Genomic DNA, 25,056 nt, shown 5'->3' with positions numbered 1-25,056 from the left:
ACGGACAAGGGCAACCTTGTCCGTCTTTTCTGCCCGTGTCGGGTAGAATGGTCGGCTAGTTCCCACCCCGATTTCGATAGAGCAGCCATGACCGTCCCACTGGATTCCACACTAGTCGCGCAATACCTCACCGAGCATCCGAATTTCTTCGTCGAACATGCCGATTTGCTCGGTGAAATCAAGCTTGCCAGCCCCATGATGGGCCGCACCGTCTCGTTGCAGGAACGGCAAATGGAAGTGATGCGCGAGAAATACAAGACGCTGGAACTGCGCATGAGCAATCTGATGCGCCTGGCGTCGGAAAACGAAGCCATCGCCAACAAGTTCCACCGCTGGACCAAGGTGCTGCTGGAAGCGGAAGATGTGGGTTCCATGCCACACTCGGTGGTCAGCGGCCTGAAATCCGCGTTCGACGTGCCGCAAGTGACCGTGCGCCTGTGGAACACCGCGCCAGACTACGCCGACGAATGGTTCACCAAGGGCGTGACCGAAGATGTGCGCATCTTCGCCAACAGCCTGCTGTCGCCTTACTGCGGCAGCAACAAGGATTTTGAAGCCGTGCGCTGGCTCGATGACTCGGCCAGCGTGGTCTCCACCGTGATCATCCCGCTGCGCAAGACCGGCGACAAGCAGGCCTTTGGTTTGCTGGTGATGGGTTCGGCCGATGCCAACCGCTTCACCTCGCTGATGGCCACCGACTTCCTGGTCCACATGGGCGAAACCAGCAGCACCGCCCTGGCCTGGCTGCTGGCCTGACCATGGCTGGCGCCGGTGTGCCCGCTGCTACGCCTGCTGCTGGCCCGGCAGCGGGCCGCGACTGGATCGCCGACTACCTGGCGCACCTGCGCCACGGCCGGCAACTTTCCAACAACACTACCGCCGCCTATGGGCGCGACCTGGTCGAACTGCGTACGCTGGCCGAAGGCCGCGACTGGACCGATATCGATCATTTCCTGGTTCGCCGCCTGACGTCGAAGCTGCATGCGCGCGAGCTCGATCCGCGTTCGATCGCCCGCAAGCTCTCGAGCTGGCGCGGCTTTTTCGACTGGCTCGGTACCCAGACCACCCTCGCCGCCAACCCCGTGCAAGGCGTGCGCGCCCCCAAGCGCGCCAAAACTTTGCCACGGGCGCTGTCGGTGGACGACGCGGTCCAGCTGGTGGCCCCGGCCCATCTGCAGCTGCGCGCCGCCGGCAGCGATGGCAAGGGCGGCGCGGAACCGGCCGAGCTCTGCAACCGCGCCATGTTCGAATTGCTGTATTCCAGCGGCTTGCGGGTATCGGAACTGGCCGGCCTCGACGTCACGCCCGGCAAAGATGCGCTCGGCTGGGTGGTGCTGGAAAACCGCGAAGTGGTCGTGACCGGCAAGGGCAACAAGCGCCGCGTGGTGCCGGTGGGCAGCGCGGCAATGACCGCGCTGGCGGCCTGGCTGGCGGTGCGCCCCGCTCCCACCGACGGCAGCGCTGCCTTGTTTTTAAGCACGCGCGGCACCCGCGTGTCGCCGCGCGTGATCCAGCAGCGCTTGCAGGCGCACGGCGTGGCCAGCGGCGCACCGGTGCATGTGCACCCGCACATGTTGCGCCACTCGTTTGCCTCGCATGTGCTGCAATCGTCGGGCGACTTGCGGGCGGTGCAGGACATGCTGGGGCATGCCAGCATCAGTTCCACCCAGGTATACACGGCGCTCGACTTCCAGCACCTGGCCGACGTCTACGACAAAGCGCATCCGCGCGCCAAGATCAAATAAGCCGCTGGACGTACTGACGCGCCTCAATCGGACGAAACATGGTTCCGATTAATTTTCCGGCATAATCAGCGATTGCATTTTTGCACTTGATCCCCATCTAGGGGACCCACACACCAGACTGGCGCGCGCATATGATACCTACCACGATCCTGACCGGCTTTCTTGGCGCCGGCAAGACCACGCTGCTCAACCGCATCCTGCAGGAACCGCACGGCATGCGCATAGCCGTGATTGAAAACGAGTTCGGCCAGGAAAACATCGACAACGAAATCCTGGTCCAGGACAGCGGCGAGCAAATCGTCGAAATGAACAACGGCTGCATCTGCTGCACCGTGCGCGGCGACCTGATCGTAGCGCTGTCCAGCCTGGCGCAAAAGCGCGAAGCCGGCGAGCTCACGTTTGATCGCGTGGTCATTGAAACCACCGGCCTGGCCAACCCGGGTCCGGTGGCGCAAACCTTCTTCGTCGATGAAGAAGTAGGCGCTCACTTCATGCTTGACGCCGTGGTGACGGTGGTCGATGCGCGCCACGCGATGGACCAGCTGGACCAGCACGAGGAAGCCCAGCGCCAGGTAGGTTTTGCCGACAAGCTGCTGCTCTCGAAAACCGACCTGGTCACGCCGGACGAACTGGCCACGCTGACCGCGCGCCTGAAACGCATCAACCCGCGCGCGCCGATCAGCACCGCCGACTTCGGTCGCGCGCCGCTGGCCGAGGTGATGGACCTGAAAGGCTTCAACCTCAACGACAAGCTCGAGCTTGACCCGGATTTCCTGGCCACCGACCAGGTCCATGACGACGACCACGTCCATGACGAACATTGCGGCCACAACCATGGCCACGAGCATCATGGCCATGATCACGGGCACGAACATAACCACCATCACGGCCACCACAGCGACGACATCGCCGCGTTTGTCTTCAAAAGCACACGTCCGTTCGACACCGCCAAGCTCGACGAATTCCTGGGCGGGCTGGTCAATGTCTATGGTCCTCGCATGCTGCGCTATAAAGGCGTATTGTTAATGCAGGACGCCGATCGCAAGGTGGTGTTCCAGGGCGTGCACCAGATCATGGGGAGCGACCTCGGCGCAAAATGGGGTGAAAACGAGGTCCGTGGCAGCAAAATGGTATTTATAGGTAAAAATCTGCCAAAAGATATCTTTATTAGCGGATTAGAACAATGTCTGGTATAAACTATCCGGGTTTTGTGGGGATAGCATAAACACCACACCATCTGCAAGCTGGCAAGCCCACTGGCGGATACCGGTGCAGCGCAACGGCCTGGGGCCCTTCTGCTGATCAATTTGAAAACTCTGTCGTATCGAAGGTAAGCGAAGTTATGACCACTAAAACTAATAAATCGACCGCAGCCGAACGCATCCTGACCGAAGAAGAAATTCTCAAAATGGATGAGAAGGACTACATGAACCCGGCGCAGATGGCGTTTTTCAAGGCGAAATTGCAACAGCTTGAAAAAGAGCTGCTCAAGAACGCCGGCGAAACCACCGAGCACCTGCGCGAAACCGTGCTGGTCCCCGATCCGGCCGACCGCGCCACCATCGAGGAAGAACACGCGCTGGAACTGCGCACGCGCGACCGCGAGCGCAAGCTGCTCAAAAAAGTCCAGCAATCGATCGTGGCCATCGACGGCGGCGACTACGGCTGGTGCGAAGAGACCGGGGAGCCGATCGGCATCCCGCGCCTGATCGCCCGCCCGACCGCCACGCTGTCGCTGGAAGCGCAGCAGCGCCGCGAACTGAAGCAAAAGCTGTACGGCGATTAACCGCCAGGCAATACCTACCCAAGCACGCGCCTGATCCCGCGTGCTTTTTTTTGCCCTGGCGCCGTGCCGGGCGCGGGGATTGCAATTGCGTTTTCCGTCCCCATTTCCCCCTTCAAGACGCAGTGCGGCATCAACCAACTGAATATTCGAGGTCAACATGGAACAATTTCACGGCACCACCATCTTGTGCGTGCGACGCGGCAAGGAAGTCGCGCTCGGCGGCGATGGCCAGGTCACGCTCGGCAACATCGTCATGAAGGGCACGGCCCGCAAGGTGCGCAAGGTGTATAACGGCAAGGTCCTGGTCGGCTTCGCCGGCGGCACCGCCGACGCCTTCACCCTGCTCGACCGCTTCGAAGGCAAACTGGAAAAACACCAGGGCAATCTGCTGCGCGCCTCGGTCGAACTGGCCAAGGACTGGCGCACCGACCGCGTGCTGCGCCGCCTCGAAGCGATGCTGCTGGTGGCCGACAGCGAATCGACCCTGGTGATCACCGGTAACGGCGACGTGCTCGAGCCCGAAGATGGCGTGGGTGCGATCGGCTCGGGCGGCACGTACGCCCAGTCCGCCGCCAAGGCGCTGGTGGAAAATACGGAACTCTCGCCTGCGGAAGTGGTCAAAAAATCACTGACGATCGCCGGCCAGTTGTGCATCTACACCAACTTGAACCACATCATCGAAACACTGGAACCCGCATGAACATGACTCCCCAGGAAATCGTCGGCGAACTCGACAAACACGTGGTCGGCCAGGGCAAGGCCAAGAAGGCAGTGGCAATCGCCCTGCGCAACCGCTGGCGCCGCCAGCAGGTCGAAGAACCGCTGCGCCACGAAATCACGCCCAAGAACATCCTCATGATCGGCCCCACCGGCGTGGGTAAAACCGAGATCGCCCGTCGCCTGGCCAAGCTGGCCGATGCGCCGTTCATCAAGATCGAAGCGACCAAGTTCACCGAAGTCGGTTACGTGGGCCGCGACGTCGATACCATCATCCGCGACCTGATCGACATCGGCATCAAGCAAACCCGCCTGGCCGAAATGGCCAAGGTGCGCGCACGCGCCGAAGACGCAGCGGAAGACCGCGTGCTCGACATCCTGCTGCCGCCGCCGCGCGACTTCGGCTTCCAGCCTGGCAATAGCACCGCGACCGACGCACCGAAGGAAGGCGACAGCACGCGCCAGACCTTCCGCAAGCGCCTGCGCCAGGGCGAGCTCGACGAAAAAGAAATCGAGATCGAAATCGCCGATGCCGGTCCGCAAATGGAAATCATGGCGCCGCCGGGCATGGAAGAAATGACCGAGCAGATCAAATCGATGTTCTCGGGCATCGGCAACACGCGTAAAAAAGCACGCAAGGTCAAGATCAAGGAGGCAATGAAATTCCTGGTCGAGGAAGAAGCCGCCAAGCTGATCAACGACGAGGAAATGAAGCAGAAGGCGATCCAGAACGTCGAGCAGAACGGCATCGTGTTCCTCGACGAGATCGACAAGATCGCCACCCGTTCCGAGATCGGCGGCGGCGACGTCTCGCGCGCCGGCGTGCAGCGCGACCTGCTGCCGCTGGTGGAAGGCACCACGGTCAACACCAAGTACGGCATGATCCGTACCGACCACATCCTGTTCATCGCGTCGGGCGCATTCCACCTGGCCAAGCCGTCGGACCTGATCCCCGAGTTGCAGGGCCGCTTCCCGATCCGCGTGGAACTGGAATCGCTGTCGATTGCCGATTTCGAACGCATTCTGACCAGCACCGATGCGTGTCTGACCAAGCAGTACGAGGCGCTGCTGGCTACCGAAGACGTTAAAATCGAGTTTTCGCAGGAAGGCATCACGCGCCTGGCGGAAATCGCGTTCTCGGTCAACGAGCGCACCGAAAACATCGGCGCGCGCCGCCTGCACACGGTGATGGAAAAGCTGCTGGAAGAAGTATCGTTCTCCGCCAGCGAAACCAGCGGCAAGGTCGTCACGATCGACGCTGCCTATGTCAACGAGCGGCTTGACGCGCTGGCAGTCAACGAGGATTTGTCACGTTACGTACTGTGAGGGGTTAGTGATGGCAAACAAGGCACTGGCAACGCGGCAAAAGAAACAAGTAACGCCCACGCGGGTGCCGCCATCGCCGCCGCCGCGCAACCCGGTGGCGGTCGCTGCCAAGGCGCGCGCCGGTGGCGCCGGACCGCATGCCAAGCCGCAGTCTGCCGAGCGCCAGGCGGCCAAGCGGCTGCTGGCCAAAATCGATCCCAAGGCCGACCCCGACCAGTCATAAAAAAGGCCTCGAAACACGTTGCCGTGTTCGAGGCCCTTGCTGGAATTGGTCTGGATCTGCGGCGGACGCCGGTGCTGGCGTCGGCTCGCTATCCATGCAAGCAGTGTCCTCCCATTTCCCGCCCAGTCCTAGCGGATTGTCCCAGGCATCACTTTTCACTACGCCTGGTATCGTGCTACGATACCTTATCACACCGACCAGGCGGACCATGAGCTCTCCCGAATTGCTGTTGCAGGTGCTGCGCACGCAGATGCGCACCGCCGGCGTCACCTACAAAATGCTGGCCGAGCGCATCGGCATGAGTGAATCGAGCGTCAAGCGCATGTTCGGCCAGCAAGATATGGCGCTCTCGCGCCTGGCCCAGATCTGCAAGGCTGCCGGCGTGCCGATGGAAGACGTGCTGCGCGGCGCTGCCGACGCCACCCCGCAAACCGACGCCCTCACCCTCACCCAGGAAAAAGCGCTGCTGGCGCACCCGCACCTGCTACTGATGGCGATCTGCTGCCTCGGCCACTGGACCGTGGAGCAGGTACTGGAAACCTACACCCTCACTGAACCCGAATGCATCATGCTGCTGGCTGAGCTCGACCGCTTGGGCGTGATCGAATTGAAACCGCTGAACCGTTACCGGCTGCGCGTCTCGAACGCCTTCCGCTGGCTACCGGACGGCCCGGTGCAGCAATTTTTCCGCGACCACGCGGTCAGCGATTACTTCAGCGGCAGCTTCGACGGCGCCGGCGAAACCCTGCTGTGCCTGCCTGCGCGGCTGTCGCTGCCGAGCGCCCAGGAACTGGTGGGCCGCATCCAGCAACTGGCGGGCGAACTGGCCCGCCTGCACCAGGGCGACCGCAAACTGGCACCAGGCGACCGCGATGGTTTTACCTTGCTGGTCGGCTTCCGGTCGTGGGAGTTCGCGGCATTTACCGCACTCAGGCGCGCGCAGTCGCCAGCGCAATAGGCTCGCCGACAGTTTATCCGATACACATTACCAAACCGGCCCCAGGAACAAATACCCGCTGGTACTGCCATCGCGGGTCTTGCCGGCGCCGAAGTACAGCGGGCCGAACCGGGTATCGACCGAGATGAACGCGCTGGCTGCCTGGCGCAGGGTGTTGCGGTGCAGGGAGGCGTTGTCGCTGTAGGCGCCGCCGGTTTCCAGTGAGAACCCTACCCGTACGTCGCCCCCCAGGGCGGCCGGCATGCTGCCGATGCTGCGCGCCGTCACCACCCGCGCCAGCACGGTGCGCGCGCCGGCCACCGATTCGGGCATGGTGCCCGACAGGCGCAGGAAGCCGCCCAGGCTCGACGTGGACGAGGCGCCCCGGTTGCGCGACCATTCGCCATAGACGTGGCCGGCCCAGCGGTCGAGGTGGAATGCTTCGAGCCATTGCACCCGCTGCTGGGTGGCGACGGCAGCGTTGGCGTCGCCGTTTTCCCGGCCCTGCCACTCGATGTTGAACAGCCGGCCCCGGGTGGGGAAGGCGATGGTGTCGAGGCTGTCCACGCTGTACGACAGTGCGCGCACGGTTTCGCGGTCGCTGGTGCTCTGCGACTGGTAGGGAATGGTCTGCTGATAGTTGGCGCGCTGGCGCGACACGCTGTAGCGCAGGTCTCCCCAGCGGCCCAGCTGGCGGCCGATCGCAAAGGTGGCGCTGTGGGCGTTGTAGCCGTAGCGCGCCTGGCGGAAGCCACTGCTGTCGAAGATGTCGCGCGCGACGATGCCGTGCTGCAGCGACGGCGCCACGTACCATTGCGAACCCGCGCCCAGCGGTTGCCAGAACTGCGTGCCGAACGCGCGCTGGGTGCCGAGGTTGACCACCGTGCGCAGCTCGGCGCCCCAGTCGTTGACCGACGATAGCACGTGCATGAACTTGAACTGGAAGGTGTTGTTGTCATGCGAATCGCTGCTGAACTCGAGCCCCACGCGCAGGCGGCTGCGGGCCCAGTCGGCCTCGGTCGGCTTGATCAGCACGCTGCGGCCATCACCATCGTCGCGCACCTCGGTTTCTACCCGCGCCAGGTCGCCGCGCCCGAACAGCGAATTGCCAGCGCGCTGGGCCTGCTCGCCGGTGACCATTTGCCCCACTTTGAGGCCCGACTGCGCGGCCAGTTCGTTGGGATTGATGTGGCCGCTCGGCGCGACCTCGAGCTTGGCCAGGCGCATCGGCTGGTCGATCGGCACCGGCGCCGACAGCCGGCTCAATTCATACGCTGCGTACTGCCCCTCGGGCAGCGCCAGGCCGACCAGCTTGTCGCTCATGGCGCGCACCGCCGCTTCCCCCGCCCGCATGGCGCGGTCGTGGCGGGTAAAGTCGAGGAAGCCGATGCCCCCCAGGTCCGGTGCCAGCAGGATGTCGTCGGGCCGCAGTTCCTTGAGCGAGCGCTGCACGTTCTGCTCGGTAAGGATTTGCAGCATCTGCTGCGCCACGCTCACTGCACTGACCAGTTCCTTCTCCTGCGCCAGCGGCGTGCCGACATTGACGGCAATGATGATGTCGGCGCCCATCTCGCGCGCCACGTCCACCGGCAGGTTGCGCACCAGGCCGCCATCGACCAGCAGCCGGTCCTTGATGCGCACCGGCGCAAACACGCCCGGCACCGCCAGCGACGCGCGCATGGCCAGGAACAGCGGCGTGTCGGACAGCTCGACCAATTCGCCCGTCACCAGGTCCGACGCCACCGAGCGAAACGGCAGTTGCAGCAGGTTGACCGGCTTGTCGCGCGCGCCGTGCGGCAGCACCCGCGTCAAGGCCAGCTCCAGCGCCTCGTTGCCGGCGGCGGCCGGCGGCAGGGTCACGCCGTCCCACTTGGCGCCCAGCTCGATGCGCGAGGGCAGCAATAAATCTTCCTCGCGGCGGCGGAACACCAGCTCGTCGCGCGGCGGGCGGTCGGCCACCACCGCTGCCCAGTCGGTGCGGCGCACCAGCAGCTCCAGTTGCTCGACCGAGCTGCCAGCCGCATAAGCGCCACCGACCACGCTACCCATGCTGGTCCCCACCACGATATCGACCGGCACCCGCAATTCCTGCAGAGCCCTGAGCACGCCAATGTGGGCGAAGCCACGCGCACCGCCACCGGAGAGCACAAGCGCCACCTTGGGACGGGTAGCTGGTGCCGCCGGCGTGGCAGGCAACGCTGGACCGGTAACTACGGGCGCGTCGGCGCTGGCAGCATCAGCAACCGTCACGGACAAGAAAAAGCCGCAGCACAAAGCTGCGGCCAGGAGGCGAAAACCTGTCATGGGTTGAACCCGGTTCATTGTTGGCGGCCGAAGCCGGGGACCGGGCCGATCGCGTTAGGGTTGTTGGGCGTGTTGGGGTTATTGGTATCGCTGGGAGCGCCGGGGTTGTTCTGGGGCCGGGGATTTTGCTGGCCGGCGGCCGGCGGCACCGTGCCGGGCGGCTGCATGGCCGGTGCCGGCTGCATTTGCACCTGCGGCGCCGGCATGACCGGTGGCGGGGTCTGCACCGGCTGGATCGCCGGCAGTGCTGGCGCGGTACTGGTGGCGCCGGCATCGCTGGGCAGGTCCACCCGCTTGATGGCGCCGCCTTCGGACAGCAGCACGAACCTCGGATGGATTTCCTTGACCGTCACGCCGGGCGACACTTCGCGGCCCAGGCCGTAGGCTTGGGCCGGCTGGTTGTCCATCGCCAGGATGGCGGCGCTGTCGCGGCCGTTGCCGCTGCCAACCGCCGCTACCACGCCCTTGAGCTGGTAGTTGCTGGCGGTGGCCACCGTAATCTGGCCGCCAAACAGGCCCTTGGCGGCATCGAGGTTGAGGGCGGCAGGCGGGGCCGGTGGCGGCGCGGCAATCGCGCGCTGGCGGGGCTGGTTAAACTGCAGCACCCAATAGGCCAGCGACGCGGACAACAGCGCCACGGCCAGGACGGTAACAAACAGGGGCAAACGCTTCATAACGGTCTTTCCGGGTCAGCGCACAAGCTGGTTGATTTCGATAATAGGCATCAGCACCGCCAGCACGATCAAGAGCACGACCACGCCCATGGCGAGGATCAGCGCGGGTTCGAGCAGGCCGGCGATGGTGAGCGTGCGACGCTCGAGGTCGGCTTCCTGGGCGGCAGCGGCACGGTCCAGCATGGCCGGCAGCTCGCCGGTGATTTCGCCGGCGCGGATCATGTGCACCAGCATGGGCGGGAAGTGGCGCTGGGCTGACAGCGACCGCGCCAGGCTCACGCCTTCGCGCACGGCGTCGCTGGCCTCTTCCACCAGTTCGCGCATGGCAACGTTGGACAGGGTGTCGCGGCTGGTTTCCAGCGCGCGCAGGATCGGCACGCCGGAGCCGGTGGTGATCGCCAGCGTGCTGGCAAAGCGCGCCGTGTTGAGGCTGCGCTCGAACTTGCCGTACAACGGCGCAGTCAGCAGCCAGGTGTGCCAGCGCCGCTTGAGCGACGGATTTTCCAGCGCCCGGCGCCAGGCGAACCAGGCGCCGATCAGCGCGATCGCCACCACGATGCCGTAGTTGCGCACGAAGTCGGAAATCGCCAGCATGACGACGGTGAGCAGCGGCAGCTTTTGCTTGGTATTGGCAAACACCGAAACGATCTGCGGCACCACGTAGGTGAGCAGGAAGATCACGATGGCAAACGCCACCACGGTCACGATCGCCGGATACGTGAACGCCAGGCGCACCTTTTGCACCAGCGCGTTGCGGCGCTCGATGTAATCGGCCAGGCGCGACAGCACGCGCGAGAGCTGGCCGATCTGTTCGCCCGAGGCGACCAGCGCCCGATAAATTTCGGCGAAGTCGCGCGGATGGCGGCTCAGGGCATCGGACAGCGCGGCGCCGCCGATCACCTCGGCGCGGATCGAGGCGATCAGGTCGCGCAGGTACGCGCGTTCGGCCTGCTCCAGCAGCGCGGTGAATGCCTGTTCGAGCGGCAGCCCGGCTTCGAGCAGGCTGGCCATCTGGCGCGTAAACAGCGCCAGCTCGGTGGTGGACAGGCGCTCGCCAAAGCCGCGGCGCTTGGCCACGCCGGCGGCATCGACCTGGGCGGCAATCGCATCCACCTTGAGCGGCACCAGGCCCAGCGTGCGCAGCTCGGCGCGCGCCGAGCGGGCGCTGTCGGAGTTGAGCACGCCTTTCTTGGTGGCGCCGCCGGCATCGACGGCTTCGTAACGGAATGCTGGCATCTTAGTCTTTCGTCACGCGCAGCAGCTCGGCCTGGGTGGTGACACCGCTGGCTAGCCAGCGCTCGCCGTCCTCGCGCATGGTGATCATGCCGCTGGCAACCGCAGCAGCCTTGACCTCCGCTTCCGACGCGCGGTTGTGGATTTGCGCGCGGATCTGCTCGGTCGTCTCGAGGAATTCGTACACGCCCACCCGGCCGGTATAGCCGGTATGGCCGCAGTGCTCGCAGCCGACCGGCTGCCACAGCTGGCCGTCAAAGCTCTTGCAGTGGCCGCAGAGTTTGCGCACCAGGCGCTGGGCCAGCACGCCCAGCAGCGACGACGACAGCAGGAACGGTTCGATCCCCATGTCCAACAGACGGGTGACGGCGGCGGCGGCGTCGTTAGTGTGCAGGGTGGCCAGCACCAGGTGGCCGGTGAGCGACGCCTGCACCGCGATCTGCGCGGTTTCCAGGTCGCGGATCTCGCCGATCATGATCACGTCCGGGTCTTGGCGCAGAATGGCGCGCAGGGCCTTGGCAAAGGTCATGTCGATGCGGGCGTTCACCTGGGTCTGGCCGACGCCGTTGAGGTCGTACTCGATCGGGTCTTCCACCGTCATGATGTTGGTGGTGCTGGCGTTCAACAACGACAGCGCCGCGTACAGCGTGGTGGTCTTGCCGGAGCCGGTCGGACCGGTCACCAGCACGATGCCGTGCGGCTGGTTGATCAGTGCGTCGAACTTGGGCAGCATGGTCGCGCTCATGCCCAGGTGGTTCAGATCGAGGCGCCCTGCCTCTTTGTCCAGCAGACGCAACACGGCGCGCTCGCCGTGGCCGGTCGGCAAGGTGGAAACGCGCACATCGACCGGTTTGCCGCCGATGCGCAAGGTGATGCGACCGTCCTGCGGCAGGCGCTTCTCGGCGATATCGAGCTGGGCCATGATCTTGATACGCGAAATCAGCGAGCCGTGGATGGCCTTGCGCGGGCGCACCACGTCGCGCAGCGCGCCATCGACGCGGAAGCGCACGACCGACGTCTGCTCGAACGGTTCGATGTGGATGTCGGACGCGCTGTCGCGCAGCGCTTGCGTCAGCAGCGCGTTGATCATGCGGATCACCGGGGCATCGTCGGATGATTCGAGCAAGTCCTCGATGGCCGGCACGTCCTGCAGCAGCTTGGTCAGATCGAGATTGGCGTCGAACTCGTCGGCCACCATCGAGGCGTTGCCGCCGGCGCCCGCGTACGCGGTGGCAATGGCGATCTCGAGGTCGGCGCGGGTGAGGTTCTTGAGCTGGATGCGGCCGAACCGGCGCGACACCTCGGCAATGGCGGCCGGCGCGGTGGCGCCGCACACCAGCACGTCCACCGTGTTCTCGGCGGTATCGCTCGGCTGCGCCAGCACCACGTAATCGCGGGCAAAGGCGAAGGGCAAAAGGTTGTTCATTGCAGGCGTTCCATCATTGTTGCGGCTGCGGTTGATAGAGCGGCTGCGGCTGCTGCGGTTGCTGCGGTGGCTGCGGTTGCGGTTGTTGCGGCTGCGGCACGAGATTCTCGGCGCGGCCCGGCACCACTTGCGACGGCACGGTCTGGATCGGCCGCGCCAGCGTACCGCTGGCGGTCGGCTGGCCGCTCTGCATATTCGGCAGCATCGGCTGGCCCAGGTCCTTGACCAGGATGCTGTCCGGCGGTTTGATCGCCTCCTGGGCGCCGCGCATGTAGTCGTAGCGGTCGGTAGCCAGGCTGGTGCTCTGCTCCTTGCTGCGGATCACGACCGGGCGCAGGAACACCATCAGATTGGTTTTCTTGCGCGACCGTTTCTGGTACTTGAACAGGTTGCCCAGGATCGGAATATCGCCGAGGCCACGGGTTTTATCGACGCTGTCGCCCTCGGTGTCTTCGATCAGGCCGCCCAGCACGATGATCTGGCCATCGTCGGCCACCACGTTGTTTTCGATCACGCGCTTGTTGATGGTGATGCCGGCGGCGGCGGACAGGGTGGACTGGTCCACGCTCGAGGTCTCGTGGTAAATCGCCAGCTTGATGGTGCCACCCTCGGAAATTTGCGGCCGCACCTTGAGCGTCAGGCCCACTTCCTTGCGGTCGATGGTCTGGAACGGGTTGGTGTTGGTGCCCGAGGTGGTGGTGAACTGGCCGGTCAGGATCGGCACGTTCTGGCCGACCGAAATGGTGGCCAGTTCGTTGTCGAGCGTGATCATGTTTGGCGTGGACAGCACGTTGGCATTGCCGTCCGATTCGAGCGAACGGGCCAGCACGCCCAGGCCCAGGCCGCCGGCGACCTGCTTGAAAATACCCACGGTCAGGCCGGCGCCGGGCAGGTTGGCAGCCGTGGCGGAGGACGTATTGCTGAGCGCCTGCGCCACGCCCAGGATGTTGTTGTTGGCGCCGGCCACGCCAGACGACTGTACGCCGCCCAGGCGGTACTTGCTGTTGGCGTCGCCGGTGGCGCCCAGCCACTGCACGCCGAATTCGGACGCCTTGTCGGACGACACTTCCACGATCAGCGACTCGATGTACACCTGGGCGCGGCGCACGTCGAGCTGGTCGATCACCGCGCGCAGGTTGCGGTAGATCGATTCGGGCGCGGTAATGATCAGGGTATTGGTGGTGGCGTCGGCCTGGATGAAGCCGGCCTGGCCACCACCGCCCTGTTGCTGCTGGTTGTTATTGCCGGTCAGCAGAGGGTTGGTGGGACCGTTGGTGCCGCCGGTATTGCTGCCCGAGCCGGAATTCATGCCGGTATTGCTGCTCTGGCCGCCGAACGAGTTGCTGTTCATGCCCTGGTTGTTATTGCTGGTGCCGCCGCTGGTCTGGTTGGGATTGGACGTGTCGCCCGATACCAGCGAACGCAGGGTTTGCGCCAGCTTGACGGCTTCGGCATTTTTCAGGTACACCACGTGGACGTTGCCCAGTTCCTGGGTAGGCTGGTCGAGCTTGGCGATCAGCGACTTGGCCAGGTTGGCGCGCGCCAGCGACGGCGCCCGCAGCACCAGCGAATTGGTGCGCGGATCAGCCAGCACATTGACGCGGCCGGCATCGCCACCGCCAGCGGCAGCCCCGCCGCCACTGGCATCCATCAGCTTGTTGATCATGGCGGCCAGGTCGCTGGCGATCGCGTAGCGCACCGGGATCACGTCGAGATCGGCCGTGGCGGGCGCGTCGAGTGCGGCGATGATTTTCGCCAGGCGCTTGAGATTGTCCGCGTAGTCGGTGATCACCACCGTGTTGTTGCCAGGGTTGGCGTTGATGGTGTTGTTGGGCGAAATCAGCGGGCGCAACACGGTGACCACGTTGTTGGCCGACTCGTAGTTGAGCTGGAAGATCTGGCTGACGATCTGGTCGCCCTTGATCTGGGTAGGCGCCGAACCGACTTGCGTGGGCGACGATTGCAGCTTGGCGTCCGCCTCCGGCACCACCTTGGCGTAGCCGTCGCCGCTCACCACCGCAAAGCCCTGCAGGCGCAGCGCCGAGGTCAGCAGGCTGAACGCCTGCGACTTGGTGATCGATTTTTCCGATACCAGCGTCAACGTGCCCTTGACGCGCGGGTCGATCACGAAGGTAATGTTGGTGTAGTGGCCCACGGCCTTGATCACCGATTCGATGTCGGCGCCGACGAAATTGAGCGCGGCGGCGTCATCGTTACCGCTGCCGGTGGCGGCCTTGGCGGCGTGCGCGACGCCCGGCAGCAGCGCCGTGGCGGCGGGCGCCACCAGCGCACAGCACAGCATCGCAGCGGCGTTCAGGCGACGCAGCGCGGGAAGTTGGGTTGGGCTCTGTTTTTTCATGGGGCTGAACTTTTAAGAATGGAACTCTAAAGCGATGATGGTGCGGTCACTACCGGGGCGGCGCTGACCTAGCAAACTCAACAGATTGGCCAGCACGTCGTCGTATCCTTGTGCTGCTTCGGCCTGCCCGGAAAAATTCAGGCGGCCACGGTTCAGGTTACCGCTGCCGCTAAGCAGCAGGGGGCCTTTGACGGAACTCAGCGTGAGCGCCGCCTGCTGGCCGCGCCAGTCGAGCGCCAGCGCATAACTGCCGAGCGGGCGCACCGGCGCCAGCCGCGACGACATGTCCGTCATCTCCAGCGTGGTGCGGCCGTTGACGGCGATCTGTTGTTTGTCCAGCACCAGCTCGAGCCCGGTCCACGACAGGCGCATGCTGCCGCTTGGCGCCAGCGTATTGAGCGGCGCGCCGAGCCCGGACAGGCCTTCGGCCGGCAGCAGCAGCGCCGACGCGCTCAGTTGCCACTGCGACCAGCTGCCCTTGAAGGTGACCGGCTGCGCCAGCGCCTCCGGGTTCTCCAGCCGCAGATCGACCATGCCGATCAGCGCCAGCGGCGAAACGGTCCACGTAAACCGTCCAGGCAGCAGCGGCGTGACCGGGCCATTGCCGCCAGCCGCGCCGCCGATGAAGGCGGAACCGCGCCACAGCGTACCCTGCGCGTCGCCCAGGGTCAATCGCCCACCGGTACGCTGTTCGACCAGCGAACCGAGCCAGGCGGCGGGAAAGAAAATGGCCAGCGTCAACAGCACGCTGAGCACGCAGGTAGCCACCCACAGCAGGGCGCGCTTCACGGACGGGCTTTCGGGAAGATCGTCATTGCAGGCTCTGGCGCAAGGTGATATTGCCGTTGACCATGCCGGCCACGTCCTGCGCGACAAAATTGGCGTCCTGCACGGCGATGCGGCTGTCCATCCGCGCAGATTCCAGCCAGGTCACCACCGCCGCGAACGGCACGTTGGTGAGCTGGACCTTGGCGTACTCGCCGGTGATGTTCACCGTGGGCGAACCGAGGCCCTGCGCCGCCATGCTGGCCGCCAGGCTTTCGCGCGTCATCGCTGGCGGGGCGACACTGGTCTGGCCGCGCAGCGCCACCGCTTCGCGCGCGAGCGATTGCATTTCCGCTGCCTGCTGGCGTTTGAGCGGCAATTCCGTCGCCAGCCGCGCGCGCCCGGTCAGCGCCGGGTCGAGCAGCACGCCGTAGAACAGGCCGAGGCCCAGCACCACGCCGCCCACCGCCAGGAACTTGCGTTCCTGCTCGGTACGCGCCAGCCAGAAAGTGGCGGCGCGGCCGCGGGCGTCTTGCAGTTTCTGTTGCAACTTGCTCATGTTACTCATGCTGCTCATGCCTTCGCCGATGGTTTGGGGGTGGCCTTGCGACGGATCTGCCAGGTGCCCGGCGTGGCTTCCGACAATTCCAGCTGGCGCGCTTCCAGCGCGGCTCGTACCTGCGCCATGGCGGCGCCATCGACCGTATTGGGTTTGACCTTGACCTGCAAGGCGCGTTCCCGGTAATCGATGCTGGCCACCACATCGCGCCTGGGCAGCGTGGCCAGCACTTCGCCCACGTCCACCGACAGCGCCACGAAGCTGTCGTTCGGCGCCTGGCCGTCGCCGCCCTTGGCGCGTTCCACGTTCTGGCGCATTTGCCGGATCGGATCGACACTGAGCGGCTGGTTCGGATACGCCGACTGGAACGCCTGCGCCATCGATTGCTCGACGGCGGCCATGTCACGCTTCTGGCCCAGGTAATCGATATTGAGGCCCACCACGTTGACCAGCAGCGCCAGCGCGGCCAGCCGCAGCGGCCAGCGCCAGCGGCGCCATTCCCGCGCGGCGGCGCCTGAAGCACCCAGCGCTGGCGCCAGGTCGAGGCCGGCGGCGCGGGCCGACGCCACCCAGTGCTCCCAGCGGTCTTCTTCCAGCGTCAGGCTGTCGCCATGCTGGTTGACGTCCACCAGCAGCGGCGCGAAGCGCTGGATCTCGTCGGCCGGCAGGTACAGCGTGACCGGCTCGGCGCCGGCCAGCGCGCGCACCGTGTGCAGCGCGGCCGATGGCTGCGCCGGCAGGGTCAGGCCCAGGCCGTCGAACTGATCGCGGCGCATGGTCAATTCAAAACCGGCGTCGTTGGTCTGCAGGCTGGCGGACACAGAGCCGGGCTGGAACGGCAGGCACAGTTGCGCCGGCACCGCCGACACGCTGTGCGCGCCCTGGGCGATCAGCGCCTTGACCAGCACCTCGAGCCAGGCCCGTTGCACCACGGCCACCGTGCGCAGGCCGTCGGGGCCATTGCCGGACGCGGCCAGCACGCAGTCCGCGACATCGCCCAGCACGTGTTCTTCCACCAGCGCCGGCAGCGCCGCCTTCAGGCGCGCGGGCGCCAGCGGCGGGGTTTTCACACGCAGCAGCGTGACGTCGGACGCGGCCAGCAGCAAGGTCACGCGGCGCGCGGACGCCACCATGGCGCCCAGGTTGCCCAGCGGTGCGTTGCCCTGCTGTTGCACGGCGCCGCCGTCGGCCACCAGCGCGAATGCGCAGGTCTGCGCGGCGCCGCTGTCGACGCTGGCCTTGGCCGGGTAGCGGATAAATAAAGTAGTCAAAATTCTCGCTTTCGTTGATCGCCGTTCTCGTTTTCCCGTATCCACAACACCGTGCTCTGCCCGGAGGTACCATTGCGCTGCAACAGCGACACCGCATCGAGCGCCGCCCGGTCCAGCCGCACCCGGCTATAGACCAGAAAGAAGCTGCTTTTTACATCGAAGTCGCCGGGCGTGCGGTTGGCGGCCTGCAGCTGCGGCTGGTTCTTGTAGCCTGCCACGTCAAGGTAAAAGCCGCCGCGCTTGCGCGCATTGACCATCACGGTGGCGTCGGCCAGCGGCAGGTTGGGCGACAGTGCCGCCAGCAACTCGGCCGGCGCCGTATTCACATTGAGCAAGGTGCGCTGCGGCAGGATGATCAGAAAGTCCCGCAGCCGCTCCATCGCCTGCGGCGTGAACCCGCTCACCGACAGTAAATCATCGACCCGCACCAGCCCCATCGGCTCCGTGCCACCGCTCGCCCCCGACTGCGCCGCAGTCGTGCTGCCGGTGCCGGTGCCGGTTCCAGTACTGGTGCCAGTCCCCGCGCCGGTCGCCGGCGTGGGCGCTGGCTGGGAGCTTGCCACCTGCCTGGCCAGCGGCAGCGCCAGGCTGGGGTTGAGCTGCAACTGGGTCAGCAGGCGCTCGAACATCGCCACATCGGTCGGGCTGATCGCGCGGCCATTGGACAGATTGGTCAGATTGTAACGCGACTGCGCATCCACAATCTGGCCGGACAGCGTGGCATTGAAATTCTCGCTCTCGCGCTGTTCGCGTTCGATGTAGTCGTCGATCCTGGTTTCTTCGAGCGGCTGGGCCCAGATGCCGTTTTCGATGGTCAAGCCGCCCTTGCTGAAGAAGTCCACTTGCAGGATCAGTCTGCTCAAGCTCAGTGCGCCGCGCACGATCCAGCGCGTCTGGAATTGCAGGCGCTGGTTTTCCATCGAGCGCACCTGCACCTGCTGCTGCCAGAACAGGCTGGCCACGATGGTCACCGCCAGCGTGGTCAAGAGCAGCGCGGTCACCACCGCGACGCCGCGCTGGCGCAAGAGTTGGCGTGGGCGGGCGGCCATCACAGTTCCCCCAGCAGGTAGGATTTCACCAGCGGCACTTCCTGTCCGCGCACCGTCAGCGTCACTTCCAGCCCGGTCGGCACGCCGGTGCCACTCACGGGCGCGGTGCCGCTGGCTGGCAGCCACTGGTTGTCGGCCCAGTAGCGCATGGTCATCCCCTGTACGCCCGACTGCAACACCACGTTGGCCGATGTGCCGGTGTCACTGAGCGCAGCCTGCCACAGGGTGTCGAGCTCGCGCAGGTCGCGGGTGGCGTTCGACTCTAGGCGCACCAGCACGCCATCTTCGCGTACCCGGTATGAGACCACCAGCAGCCGCGTAGGTTCATTTTCCAGCATCGCCATGCGCACCAGCGTGATGCGGTTGTTTTCGGCCGCGATCATCGGACGGCGATTCAGATAGCTCGAGTTGGCCAGGCTGGACAAGTCGCTTTGCAGCTGGGCAAACGCCAGTTGCAGGCCACGCGTGTAGGCCATTTCCGTGGTCAGCGCATCGCGCGAGCGGATGATGCCGTCGAGCCCGCGCCAGCCGAGCACCGCCACAAACGCCAGGATGGTGATTGCGACAAGTAATTCGATCAGGGTGAAGCCACGCGGGCGCGGCCGGTGCTTCGGCATCGACTGCGGCATCATGGACTGAGCACCTGTGCCAGCTTGATGATGCGGCGCTCCGGGTTGGCCTGGTCATACACGCTTACCTCCACCCGGCGAAAGCGCGGATTGGCCGTGGCGATCACGGCCTCCTCGCACATCAGCTTGAGGTCGCCCTGCGGGCATTCGAAGGTTTGCTTGCCGATGGCCGGATAGGTGCGGGCCAGGCTCAGTTGCACCAGCCGGTTCTCGGCCGACCACGTGGCCATCATCGACGCGCGCAGGCCGGCGCTGTTCTGGGTGAGGCTGCCCACAGCGCGCAGCGAGGCGCCCAGCGCGGTGCCCACGATCACCAGGGCGACCAGCACTTCGAGCAGGGTAAAGCCGGAGGAATAAGCTGAAGAGCGGCGCATGGTCAATCCACCATGAAGTGACCGACGCCATCGGCGCGGATGGCCACGCTGCTGCCGTCATTGCTGGCCATGGTCAGCACGAACGGCTTGTCCACCGGCTCGCGGCCGAACACGATGCGCATGACGCCTTGCTGAAAGTTGGGTTGCGGATCGAGCATCAGGGTGTAGGGGCCGCGCTTGAATTCGCGCGCGCGCAGCAGGTCGTCCTGCACTGCCACGTCCCACTGGCGGCCGTTGCGGATCAAGAAGCGGTAGCCGTCGCTGCTGGCCTCGAACGCCACCTGGCGGTTGCGCACGATGGCTTCGTCGCGCGCCATTTGCAGCAGCAGCGCGATGCGCTGGGCTTCCTGGTGCACGGTCTGGCGCTGGTCGGGCATGGCGTTGAGCGAGACGATCCCCAGGGTAATGCCCAGGATGACCATCACCACCAGCAGTTCAATCAGCGTGAAACCACGCGCGCGGCCCGCAACCATGGGCGTGTCCTTAAAATAATACCGGGGGCTTACTCGTCCCAGGAACCGATGTCGGCATCGTCACCGGTGCCGCCCGGCTGACCGTCGGCGCCCAGCGAGTACACATCAACCTCGCCCTTGACGCCCGGCGACAGGTACTGGTACGGCGCGCCCCATGGATCTTTCGGGGTTTTCTCGATGTAGCCGCCCGCTTTCCAGCCATTGGCGGCCGGGCCGCTGGTCGGTTTTTCGCGCAGGGCCTGCAGGCCCTGCTCGGTGGTTGGGTAGCGCTGGTTGTCCAGCTTGTACAGTTTGAGCGCTTGCATGATGGTGGCGATGTCCACCTTGGCGGCGGCAACTTTCGATTCGCCGGTGCGGCTGAGCAGCTTGGGCACGACCAGCGCGGCCAGCACACCCATGATGACCACGACCACCATGATCTCGATCAGGGTGAAGCCACGGGCAGCGCGTCGGGAAAGAGATAACTTTTTCATAATCTGGTGCAATAATTAGTGAGTGCAGAGTATAAGGCCGAAACACGGTCATCGACCGGATCGCGACCACGATTTTTGCGCGCCGGTGCTGAGAAAACTCTTAACCGGCGCCGGAATTTACGCTGTTTTACCGGTTTTCGGGTGCCGGTAATACAGCGGTCACGGTGCTGTCACGCACGCGTCACAAACGAGACATCAATCGTGCTTGCGGGCGCTGCCCTCGATGCGTAGCAGCGCGCCGTCGTTGCCGCCGCCGCCGACTGCCTGCCCCGAACTGGCGGCCAGCGCCGATTGCTGGACCACCGGCGGCGCCGTCTCGACAAACGACTTGATGCCCAGCGCGGCGTCGATCTGGTTCGGGTAAATGATGAAACCGCGCGTAATCACCGCCGACACCTTGCGCACGTCGCGGATATCCTTGGTCGGATCGCCATCGACCAGCACCAGGTCGGCCAGCTTGCCCGGCACGATGCTGCCGCGGTCGTTGCTGGTGCGGGTGTAGCGGGCGCCGTTGCGGGTGGCCACCTGCAGCGCCTGCGCCGGCGTCAAGCCGGCCTTGACCAGCAGCGCCAGCTCCGAGTGCAAGGTAAAGCCCGGCACATCGTCGGTACCGGCCACGATCGGCACGCCGGCGCGGTACATGACGCCGACGAAATCGACCATCCTGGCATACGATTTTTCGTAGCGCTGCACCTTGTCGGCCGGGATCTTCATGGTGCCCACCGAGAAACCGCGCTTGACGTCGGGCGGCATGTAGTCGGCAAAATCGGCATACGGCTCGTTGACGTCGCCGTCGCGCTGCTTGATGAAGGCGAACGCCGACAGGGTCGGGTCGATCGAGATCTGTTTTTTGGCCAGCTGCGCCACGAAATCCTTGACCGGCTTCGAGTTGAGGTCGAGGTCGGCCACTTTCTCGGCCGGCAGCACGAAGCGGTTCAGGTTGCGGGTTTCGGTATCGGGCTTGACGAAGAAATTGAGCATCACCTGGTTGATGTGCTGGATCTCGTCGTAGCCGGCGTCAAGCGCCTGCTGGGCGCGCAGACCGGCCGGCACGTGGCCGGACACGCGCATGCCACGACTGTGGGCGTATGCCACCGTGTCCTTGAGGATGTCTTTCGGGAACGAGTTATAGATCTTCAGTTGCGGGTAGCCGCGCTGGGCATACCAGTCGATGGCGTTTTTGGCGCCCTCGAGGTCCTTGACCAGGAAGCCGCCACTGGCGCTGTACGGGCTTTCGCCCTCTAAAAAGCCGGTGGGCACCACTTGCGGCGCCAGCAGCTTGCCGGCGGCGGTTTCATCGAGCATCGCCTGCAGCTGGGCGTTGTCGTTGCCCATGTCGCGCACGCTGGTCACACCGGTGGAGATGTTCAGGGCGCCCGACCAGCGATCGACGTGGCCGTGCATGTCGAACAGGCCAGGCAGCACGATGCGGCCGCCCGCGTCGATGATGTTTTTCGCCGCGCGCGTGGGCGAGCCGGCCGGCAGAACGGCGGTAATACGTCCGCGCAGCAGGTAGATATCGGACGGCTGGCCCACGGTGGCCTTCTCGCTGTCGAACACGCGGGCATTGCGCACCACGGTCAAGCCGTCGAGCGGGTGTTGCAGCCTGGTCGCGACATCGGTCAGCATCTGCGCCTCGGCCGCTTTCTGGCGGCTGGCCAGGTCGGGGATGGCATCCTGCCAGCCCTGCTCGAGCATGGACAGGAAGCCGGGAATGACCACCGCGAACAGGCGCGGCTGCTCACCCGTGGTGGCCCAGTAGAACGACGGCGACAGGCCGATGCCGGTCAGCGCCAGCAACTGCACGGTCTGCTTTTCGCCCCTGGCGTTGGTCACTTGCGCCGTTTCCAGCTTGGTTTGCGACAGCGTACCGGTAGGCAGCAGCGCGATCTTGCCGTCTTTCGATGCGGCCAGCGCGGTAATCGCGGCAGACACGACCTCGAACGAACTGTTGAGCGGCACATAGCTGGCCGGCGCAGCCAGCGTGGCGCGGCCCTTGTCCGAGGTGGTGGTCCATTCGGCCACGTTGCCCTGGCGCGTAAAACGCTCGTCCACCACGGCGCCGAAGGTGGAATTGCCCTTGACCTGGTACTCGGTCATCAACAGGTCGGGGCCGAGGCGGAATTGTTCGGTCAGCTCGGGACCGCGGCCGTTGTTCTTGTAGGTGAAACGCACGGTGGTGCGGCCGTCGTCCTGGCGCTCGACCACCTGCTCGCCCATCTGCTTGTTGCTCTCGTTGAGGATGAGGAAAGTCGTGGTCGTGGCGGCATGGGCGCCGTGGGCCAGCAGGGCGGCAGCCAGGGCCAATGGTAGTGCGCGTTTCAGCATGACGGTTTTCTCCGGTGAGTATCAGGGGTGCCCGCACACGGGGCAATGCTCGTTGCGGGCCACGGCAATGCTGGTCCATTCCATGTACAGGCCGTCGAGCATCAGCAGCCGGCCGGACAGCGACTGGCCCACGTGCATCAACAGCTTCAGGGCCTCGGCCGCCTGCATGGCGCCGACCACGCCGACCAGCGGCGCGAACACGCCCATGGCAGCGCACGCCACGTCTTCGAATTGCTGGTCTTGCGGGAACAGGCACGAATAGCACGGCTGGTCGCCGCCGCGCGGATCGAACACGCTGACCTGGCCATCGAAGCGGATCGCTGCGCCCGACACCAGCGGCTTGCGCTGCGCCACGCAGGCGCGGTTGACCGCGTGGCGGGTGGCAAAGTTGTCGGTGCAGTCGAGCACCACGTCGGCCGCCGCAACCAGCTGCGCCAGGCGCGCCTCGTCCACCCGCTCGGCCAGCGCGGTGATGCGAATGTCGGGATTGATCTGCGCCATGGTGGTGCGGGCAGAGAGCGCCTTGGACTGGCCCACGCGTTCGGTGGTGTGGGCGATTTGCCGTTGCAGGTTGGTCAGATCGACCACGTCGTCATCGACGATGGTGATGTGGCCCACGCCGGCCGACGCCAGGTACATGGCCGCTGGCGAACCGAGGCCGCCGGCGCCGATCACCAGCGCGTGCGACGCCAGCAGGCGCTGCTGGCCCTCGATGCCGATCTGGTCCAGCAGGATGTGGCGCGAGTAGCGCAGTAGTTGCTCGTCGTTCATGTTCGGCCGCCAGCCGTCTATTGCGCGGCCGGCTGGGTTGGTGATGGTTGCGGGGCGGCGGCTTCCGGCTTGGGCTTGGGCAGTTGCAGCGGTTTGTTGGCTGGCTTGTCGGTGGACTGGTCGCCCGGCTTGGCCGGCTTGTCGCCCGCTTTTGCGTCCGGCTTGCTGTCCAGCTTGCTGTCCGACTTGGTTTCACCGCTGGCCGCGCCCGGCGCCTCTTTTGGTTCCGCCTTGGACAGTTGGACCGGCAACCCCTTGAAATGGTTCAATGCCTGGGTCAACTGGAAGTCGTCCTTGGTGCCGAATTCGACCGGCTTGATTTTCCTGGACAGTGCGATCAGGCGCTGTTCTTCTTCCAGGCTGTCGCGGCGGGCGTTCAGCGTCTTTTGCTCGGCAGCTTCGGCGGCCGGGTCCTTGTCGTTGCCCAGGTGTTTTTGCAGGTCCGACTCGCGCATGCGCAGGCTGTTCAAGCCATCGCCCTCGGCGGTTTCATCGACCATCAGGTCGGGCACGATGCCGCGCGCCTGGATCGAACGATTTTTCGGCGTGTAGTACCGCGCGGTGGTGATCTTGACGGCAGTATCGGCGGTCAGCTGGCGCAGGGTTTGCACCGAGCCCTTGCCGAAGGTCTGCGTGCCCATGATGGTGGCGCGCTGGTAATCCTGCAGCGCGCCAGCGACGATTTCGGACGCCGACGCCGAGCCGGCATTGACCAGCACCACGATCGGCACATCCTTGACGCCGGCCGGCAATTTGGCCAGCGGATCGCCCTTGCCGCCCGGGGCATAAAACTCGGGGCGGGCATAGAAGGTCTCTTTGGCGCTGGCCAGCTGGCCGTTGGTGGACACCACCGCCGCATCGCGCGGCAGGAAGGCGGCCGAGACGCCGATGGCGCCCGGCACCACGCCACCGGGGTCGTTGCGCAAGTCCAGCACCAGGCCCTTGAGCTTGGGTTCCTTGGCGTACAGCTCGTTGATCTTCTTGACCATGTCGTCCAGCGTGGGTTCCTGGAACTGCGAAATGCGCAGCCAGGCGTAACCGGGCTCGATGATCTTGCCCTTGACGCTCTGCACGCGGATTTCCTGGCGTGTGATGGTCATGGTGAGCGGCTTGTCCTCGTCCTTGCGGCTCAAGGTGAGCGTGACCCTGGAGCCGGGCTCGCCGCGCATCTTTTTCACGCTCTCGTCGAGGTTCATGCCCTTGATCGGCGTGCCGTCGATGCGGGTGATCAGGTCGCCGGCCTTGATGCCGGCCTTGAACGCAGGCGTATCCTCGATCGGCGAGACCACCTTGATGTAGCCGTCCTCGGCGCTCACCTCGACGCCGATGCCGACGAACTTGCCGGCCACGGTGTCGCGCATTTCGCGGAAAGCGCGTTTATCAAGGTACACCGAGTGCGGATCGAGCGAGGACACCATGCCGGCGATGGCGTCGGTGACGAGCTTCTTGTCGTCAACGCTTTCCACGTAGTCGGTCTTGATCAGCCCGAACACATCGGACAACTGGCGCAATTCGGCCAGCGGCAATGGCGCGCCGGTGACTTTTTGTGCAATGGCGGAAAATTGCAGGGAAGCGGCAACGCCCGCCACCATGCCGATACCGATCAGACTGATACTCTTGAACTTGTTTGCCAT

At 65.1% G+C, this 25,056-nt stretch carries 24 protein-coding genes; 8 read left to right on the top strand and 16 right to left on the bottom strand.

Going from position 1 to position 25,056, the window contains the following annotated elements; genetic code table 11:
• Positions 1-87: 87 nt before the first annotated feature.
• The 8 genes from ASF04_RS21965 to ASF04_RS21930 all read left to right on the top strand — a co-directional run bounded on the left by ASF04_RS21965 (position 88) and on the right by ASF04_RS21930 (position 6,755).
• The gene (locus ASF04_RS21965; protein ID WP_019924726.1) at positions 88-756 is read left to right on the top strand and encodes a DUF484 family protein; all 669 of its coding nucleotides are present in this window, start codon (positions 88-90) and stop codon (positions 754-756) included.
• Between the two features lie 2 nt (positions 757-758).
• Positions 759-1,745 (top strand): tyrosine recombinase XerC, encoded by a 987-nt coding sequence (locus ASF04_RS21960; protein ID WP_056146699.1) that lies wholly within the window; start codon positions 759-761, stop codon positions 1,743-1,745.
• A gap of 131 nt (positions 1,746-1,876) precedes the next feature.
• Positions 1,877-2,941: a GTP-binding protein gene (locus ASF04_RS21955; RefSeq protein WP_056146697.1), complete on the top strand. Its 1,065-nt coding sequence runs from the start codon at positions 1,877-1,879 to the stop codon at positions 2,939-2,941.
• 146 nt (positions 2,942-3,087) lie between these two features.
• A complete protein-coding gene (gene dksA, locus ASF04_RS21950) occupies positions 3,088-3,531 on the top strand; it encodes an RNA polymerase-binding protein DksA (RefSeq protein WP_019924723.1) in 444 nt (147 codons plus the stop codon).
• 157 nt (positions 3,532-3,688) lie between these two features.
• The gene (hslV, locus tag ASF04_RS21945) at positions 3,689-4,231 is read left to right on the top strand and encodes an ATP-dependent protease subunit HslV (protein WP_019924722.1); all 543 of its coding nucleotides are present in this window, start codon (positions 3,689-3,691) and stop codon (positions 4,229-4,231) included.
• Positions 4,228-5,574, top strand: coding sequence for an ATP-dependent protease ATPase subunit HslU (gene hslU / locus ASF04_RS21940; protein WP_200931133.1), 1,347 nt, complete (start codon positions 4,228-4,230; stop codon positions 5,572-5,574). The genes hslV and hslU overlap by 4 nt, the downstream gene beginning before the upstream one ends.
• Before the next feature lie 10 nt (positions 5,575-5,584).
• On the top strand, positions 5,585-5,797 hold the full coding sequence (locus ASF04_RS21935; RefSeq protein WP_056146695.1) for a hypothetical protein: 213 nt from the start codon (positions 5,585-5,587) through the stop codon (positions 5,795-5,797).
• 208 nt (positions 5,798-6,005) lie between these two features.
• Complete coding sequence (locus tag ASF04_RS21930) at positions 6,006-6,755, top strand: helix-turn-helix domain-containing protein (protein WP_056146693.1); 750 nt, start codon at positions 6,006-6,008, stop codon at positions 6,753-6,755.
• 27 nt (positions 6,756-6,782) lie between these two features.
• On the opposite strand, the gene ASF04_RS21925 is transcribed toward ASF04_RS21930, so the two are convergent.
• The 16 genes from ASF04_RS21925 to ASF04_RS21850 form a co-directional block, all read right to left on the bottom strand.
• The gene (locus ASF04_RS21925; protein ID WP_229205173.1) at positions 6,783-8,984 is read right to left on the bottom strand and encodes a patatin-like phospholipase family protein; all 2,202 of its coding nucleotides are present in this window, start codon (positions 8,982-8,984) and stop codon (positions 6,783-6,785) included.
• A gap of 68 nt (positions 8,985-9,052) precedes the next feature.
• A complete protein-coding gene (locus ASF04_RS21920; protein WP_056146689.1) occupies positions 9,053-9,712 on the bottom strand; it encodes a type II secretion system protein N in 660 nt (219 codons plus the stop codon).
• Between the two features lie 15 nt (positions 9,713-9,727).
• Positions 9,728-10,948 carry a type II secretion system inner membrane protein GspF gene (gene gspF / locus ASF04_RS21915; RefSeq protein WP_019924716.1) on the bottom strand — a complete coding sequence of 407 codons (1,221 nt, stop codon included), beginning with the start codon at positions 10,946-10,948 and terminating at the stop codon, positions 9,728-9,730.
• 1 nt (position 10,949) lies between these two features.
• Positions 10,950-12,371, bottom strand: a complete 1,422-nt coding sequence (gspE, locus tag ASF04_RS21910) for a type II secretion system ATPase GspE (protein ID WP_056146687.1) — start codon at positions 12,369-12,371, stop codon at positions 10,950-10,952.
• A 13-nt stretch (positions 12,372-12,384) separates the two neighbouring features.
• On the bottom strand, positions 12,385-14,730 hold the full coding sequence (gene gspD, locus ASF04_RS21905) for a type II secretion system secretin GspD (protein WP_056146685.1): 2,346 nt from the start codon (positions 14,728-14,730) through the stop codon (positions 12,385-12,387).
• A gap of 12 nt (positions 14,731-14,742) precedes the next feature.
• A complete protein-coding gene (gspN, locus tag ASF04_RS21900; RefSeq protein WP_056146681.1) occupies positions 14,743-15,519 on the bottom strand; it encodes a type II secretion system protein N in 777 nt (258 codons plus the stop codon).
• A gap of 22 nt (positions 15,520-15,541) precedes the next feature.
• On the bottom strand, positions 15,542-16,072 hold the full coding sequence (gene gspM / locus ASF04_RS21895; RefSeq protein WP_082488948.1) for a type II secretion system protein GspM: 531 nt from the start codon (positions 16,070-16,072) through the stop codon (positions 15,542-15,544).
• Positions 16,069-17,325 carry a type II secretion system protein GspL gene (gene gspL, locus ASF04_RS21890; protein ID WP_056146679.1) on the bottom strand — a complete coding sequence of 419 codons (1,257 nt, stop codon included), beginning with the start codon at positions 17,323-17,325 and terminating at the stop codon, positions 16,069-16,071. The genes gspM and gspL overlap by 4 nt, the downstream gene beginning before the upstream one ends.
• On the bottom strand, positions 17,322-18,374 hold the full coding sequence (gene gspK / locus ASF04_RS21885; protein ID WP_056146677.1) for a type II secretion system minor pseudopilin GspK: 1,053 nt from the start codon (positions 18,372-18,374) through the stop codon (positions 17,322-17,324). Before gspK ends, gspL begins: the two co-directional genes overlap by 4 nt.
• Positions 18,374-19,006, bottom strand: coding sequence for a prepilin-type N-terminal cleavage/methylation domain-containing protein (locus tag ASF04_RS21880; RefSeq protein WP_082488947.1), 633 nt, complete (start codon positions 19,004-19,006; stop codon positions 18,374-18,376). Before ASF04_RS21880 ends, gspK begins: the two co-directional genes overlap by 1 nt.
• Complete coding sequence (gene gspI, locus ASF04_RS21875) at positions 19,003-19,377, bottom strand: type II secretion system minor pseudopilin GspI (protein ID WP_056146675.1); 375 nt, start codon at positions 19,375-19,377, stop codon at positions 19,003-19,005. Before gspI ends, ASF04_RS21880 begins: the two co-directional genes overlap by 4 nt.
• A 2-nt stretch (positions 19,378-19,379) precedes the next feature.
• Positions 19,380-19,850, bottom strand: coding sequence for a GspH/FimT family pseudopilin (locus tag ASF04_RS21870; protein ID WP_056146673.1), 471 nt, complete (start codon positions 19,848-19,850; stop codon positions 19,380-19,382).
• Between the two features lie 29 nt (positions 19,851-19,879).
• Positions 19,880-20,323: a type II secretion system major pseudopilin GspG gene (gene gspG / locus ASF04_RS21865; protein ID WP_019924706.1), complete on the bottom strand. Its 444-nt coding sequence runs from the start codon at positions 20,321-20,323 to the stop codon at positions 19,880-19,882.
• 195 nt (positions 20,324-20,518) lie between these two features.
• Positions 20,519-22,651 (bottom strand): amidohydrolase family protein, encoded by a 2,133-nt coding sequence (locus tag ASF04_RS21860; protein ID WP_056146671.1) that lies wholly within the window; start codon positions 22,649-22,651, stop codon positions 20,519-20,521.
• A gap of 21 nt (positions 22,652-22,672) precedes the next feature.
• A complete protein-coding gene (locus tag ASF04_RS21855) occupies positions 22,673-23,422 on the bottom strand; it encodes a molybdopterin-synthase adenylyltransferase MoeB (RefSeq protein WP_056146669.1) in 750 nt (249 codons plus the stop codon).
• A gap of 17 nt (positions 23,423-23,439) precedes the next feature.
• Positions 23,440-25,056, bottom strand: a complete 1,617-nt coding sequence (locus ASF04_RS21850; protein ID WP_056146668.1) for a S41 family peptidase — start codon at positions 25,054-25,056, stop codon at positions 23,440-23,442.

The organism is Duganella sp. Leaf61 (assembly GCF_001421905.1).
Classification (GTDB): Bacteria; Pseudomonadota; Gammaproteobacteria; order Burkholderiales; family Burkholderiaceae_D; genus Rugamonas; species Rugamonas zoogloeoides.
Note: the sequence above shows the minus strand (reverse complement) of the source record. Positions and strands in the feature narration are given on the sequence as shown.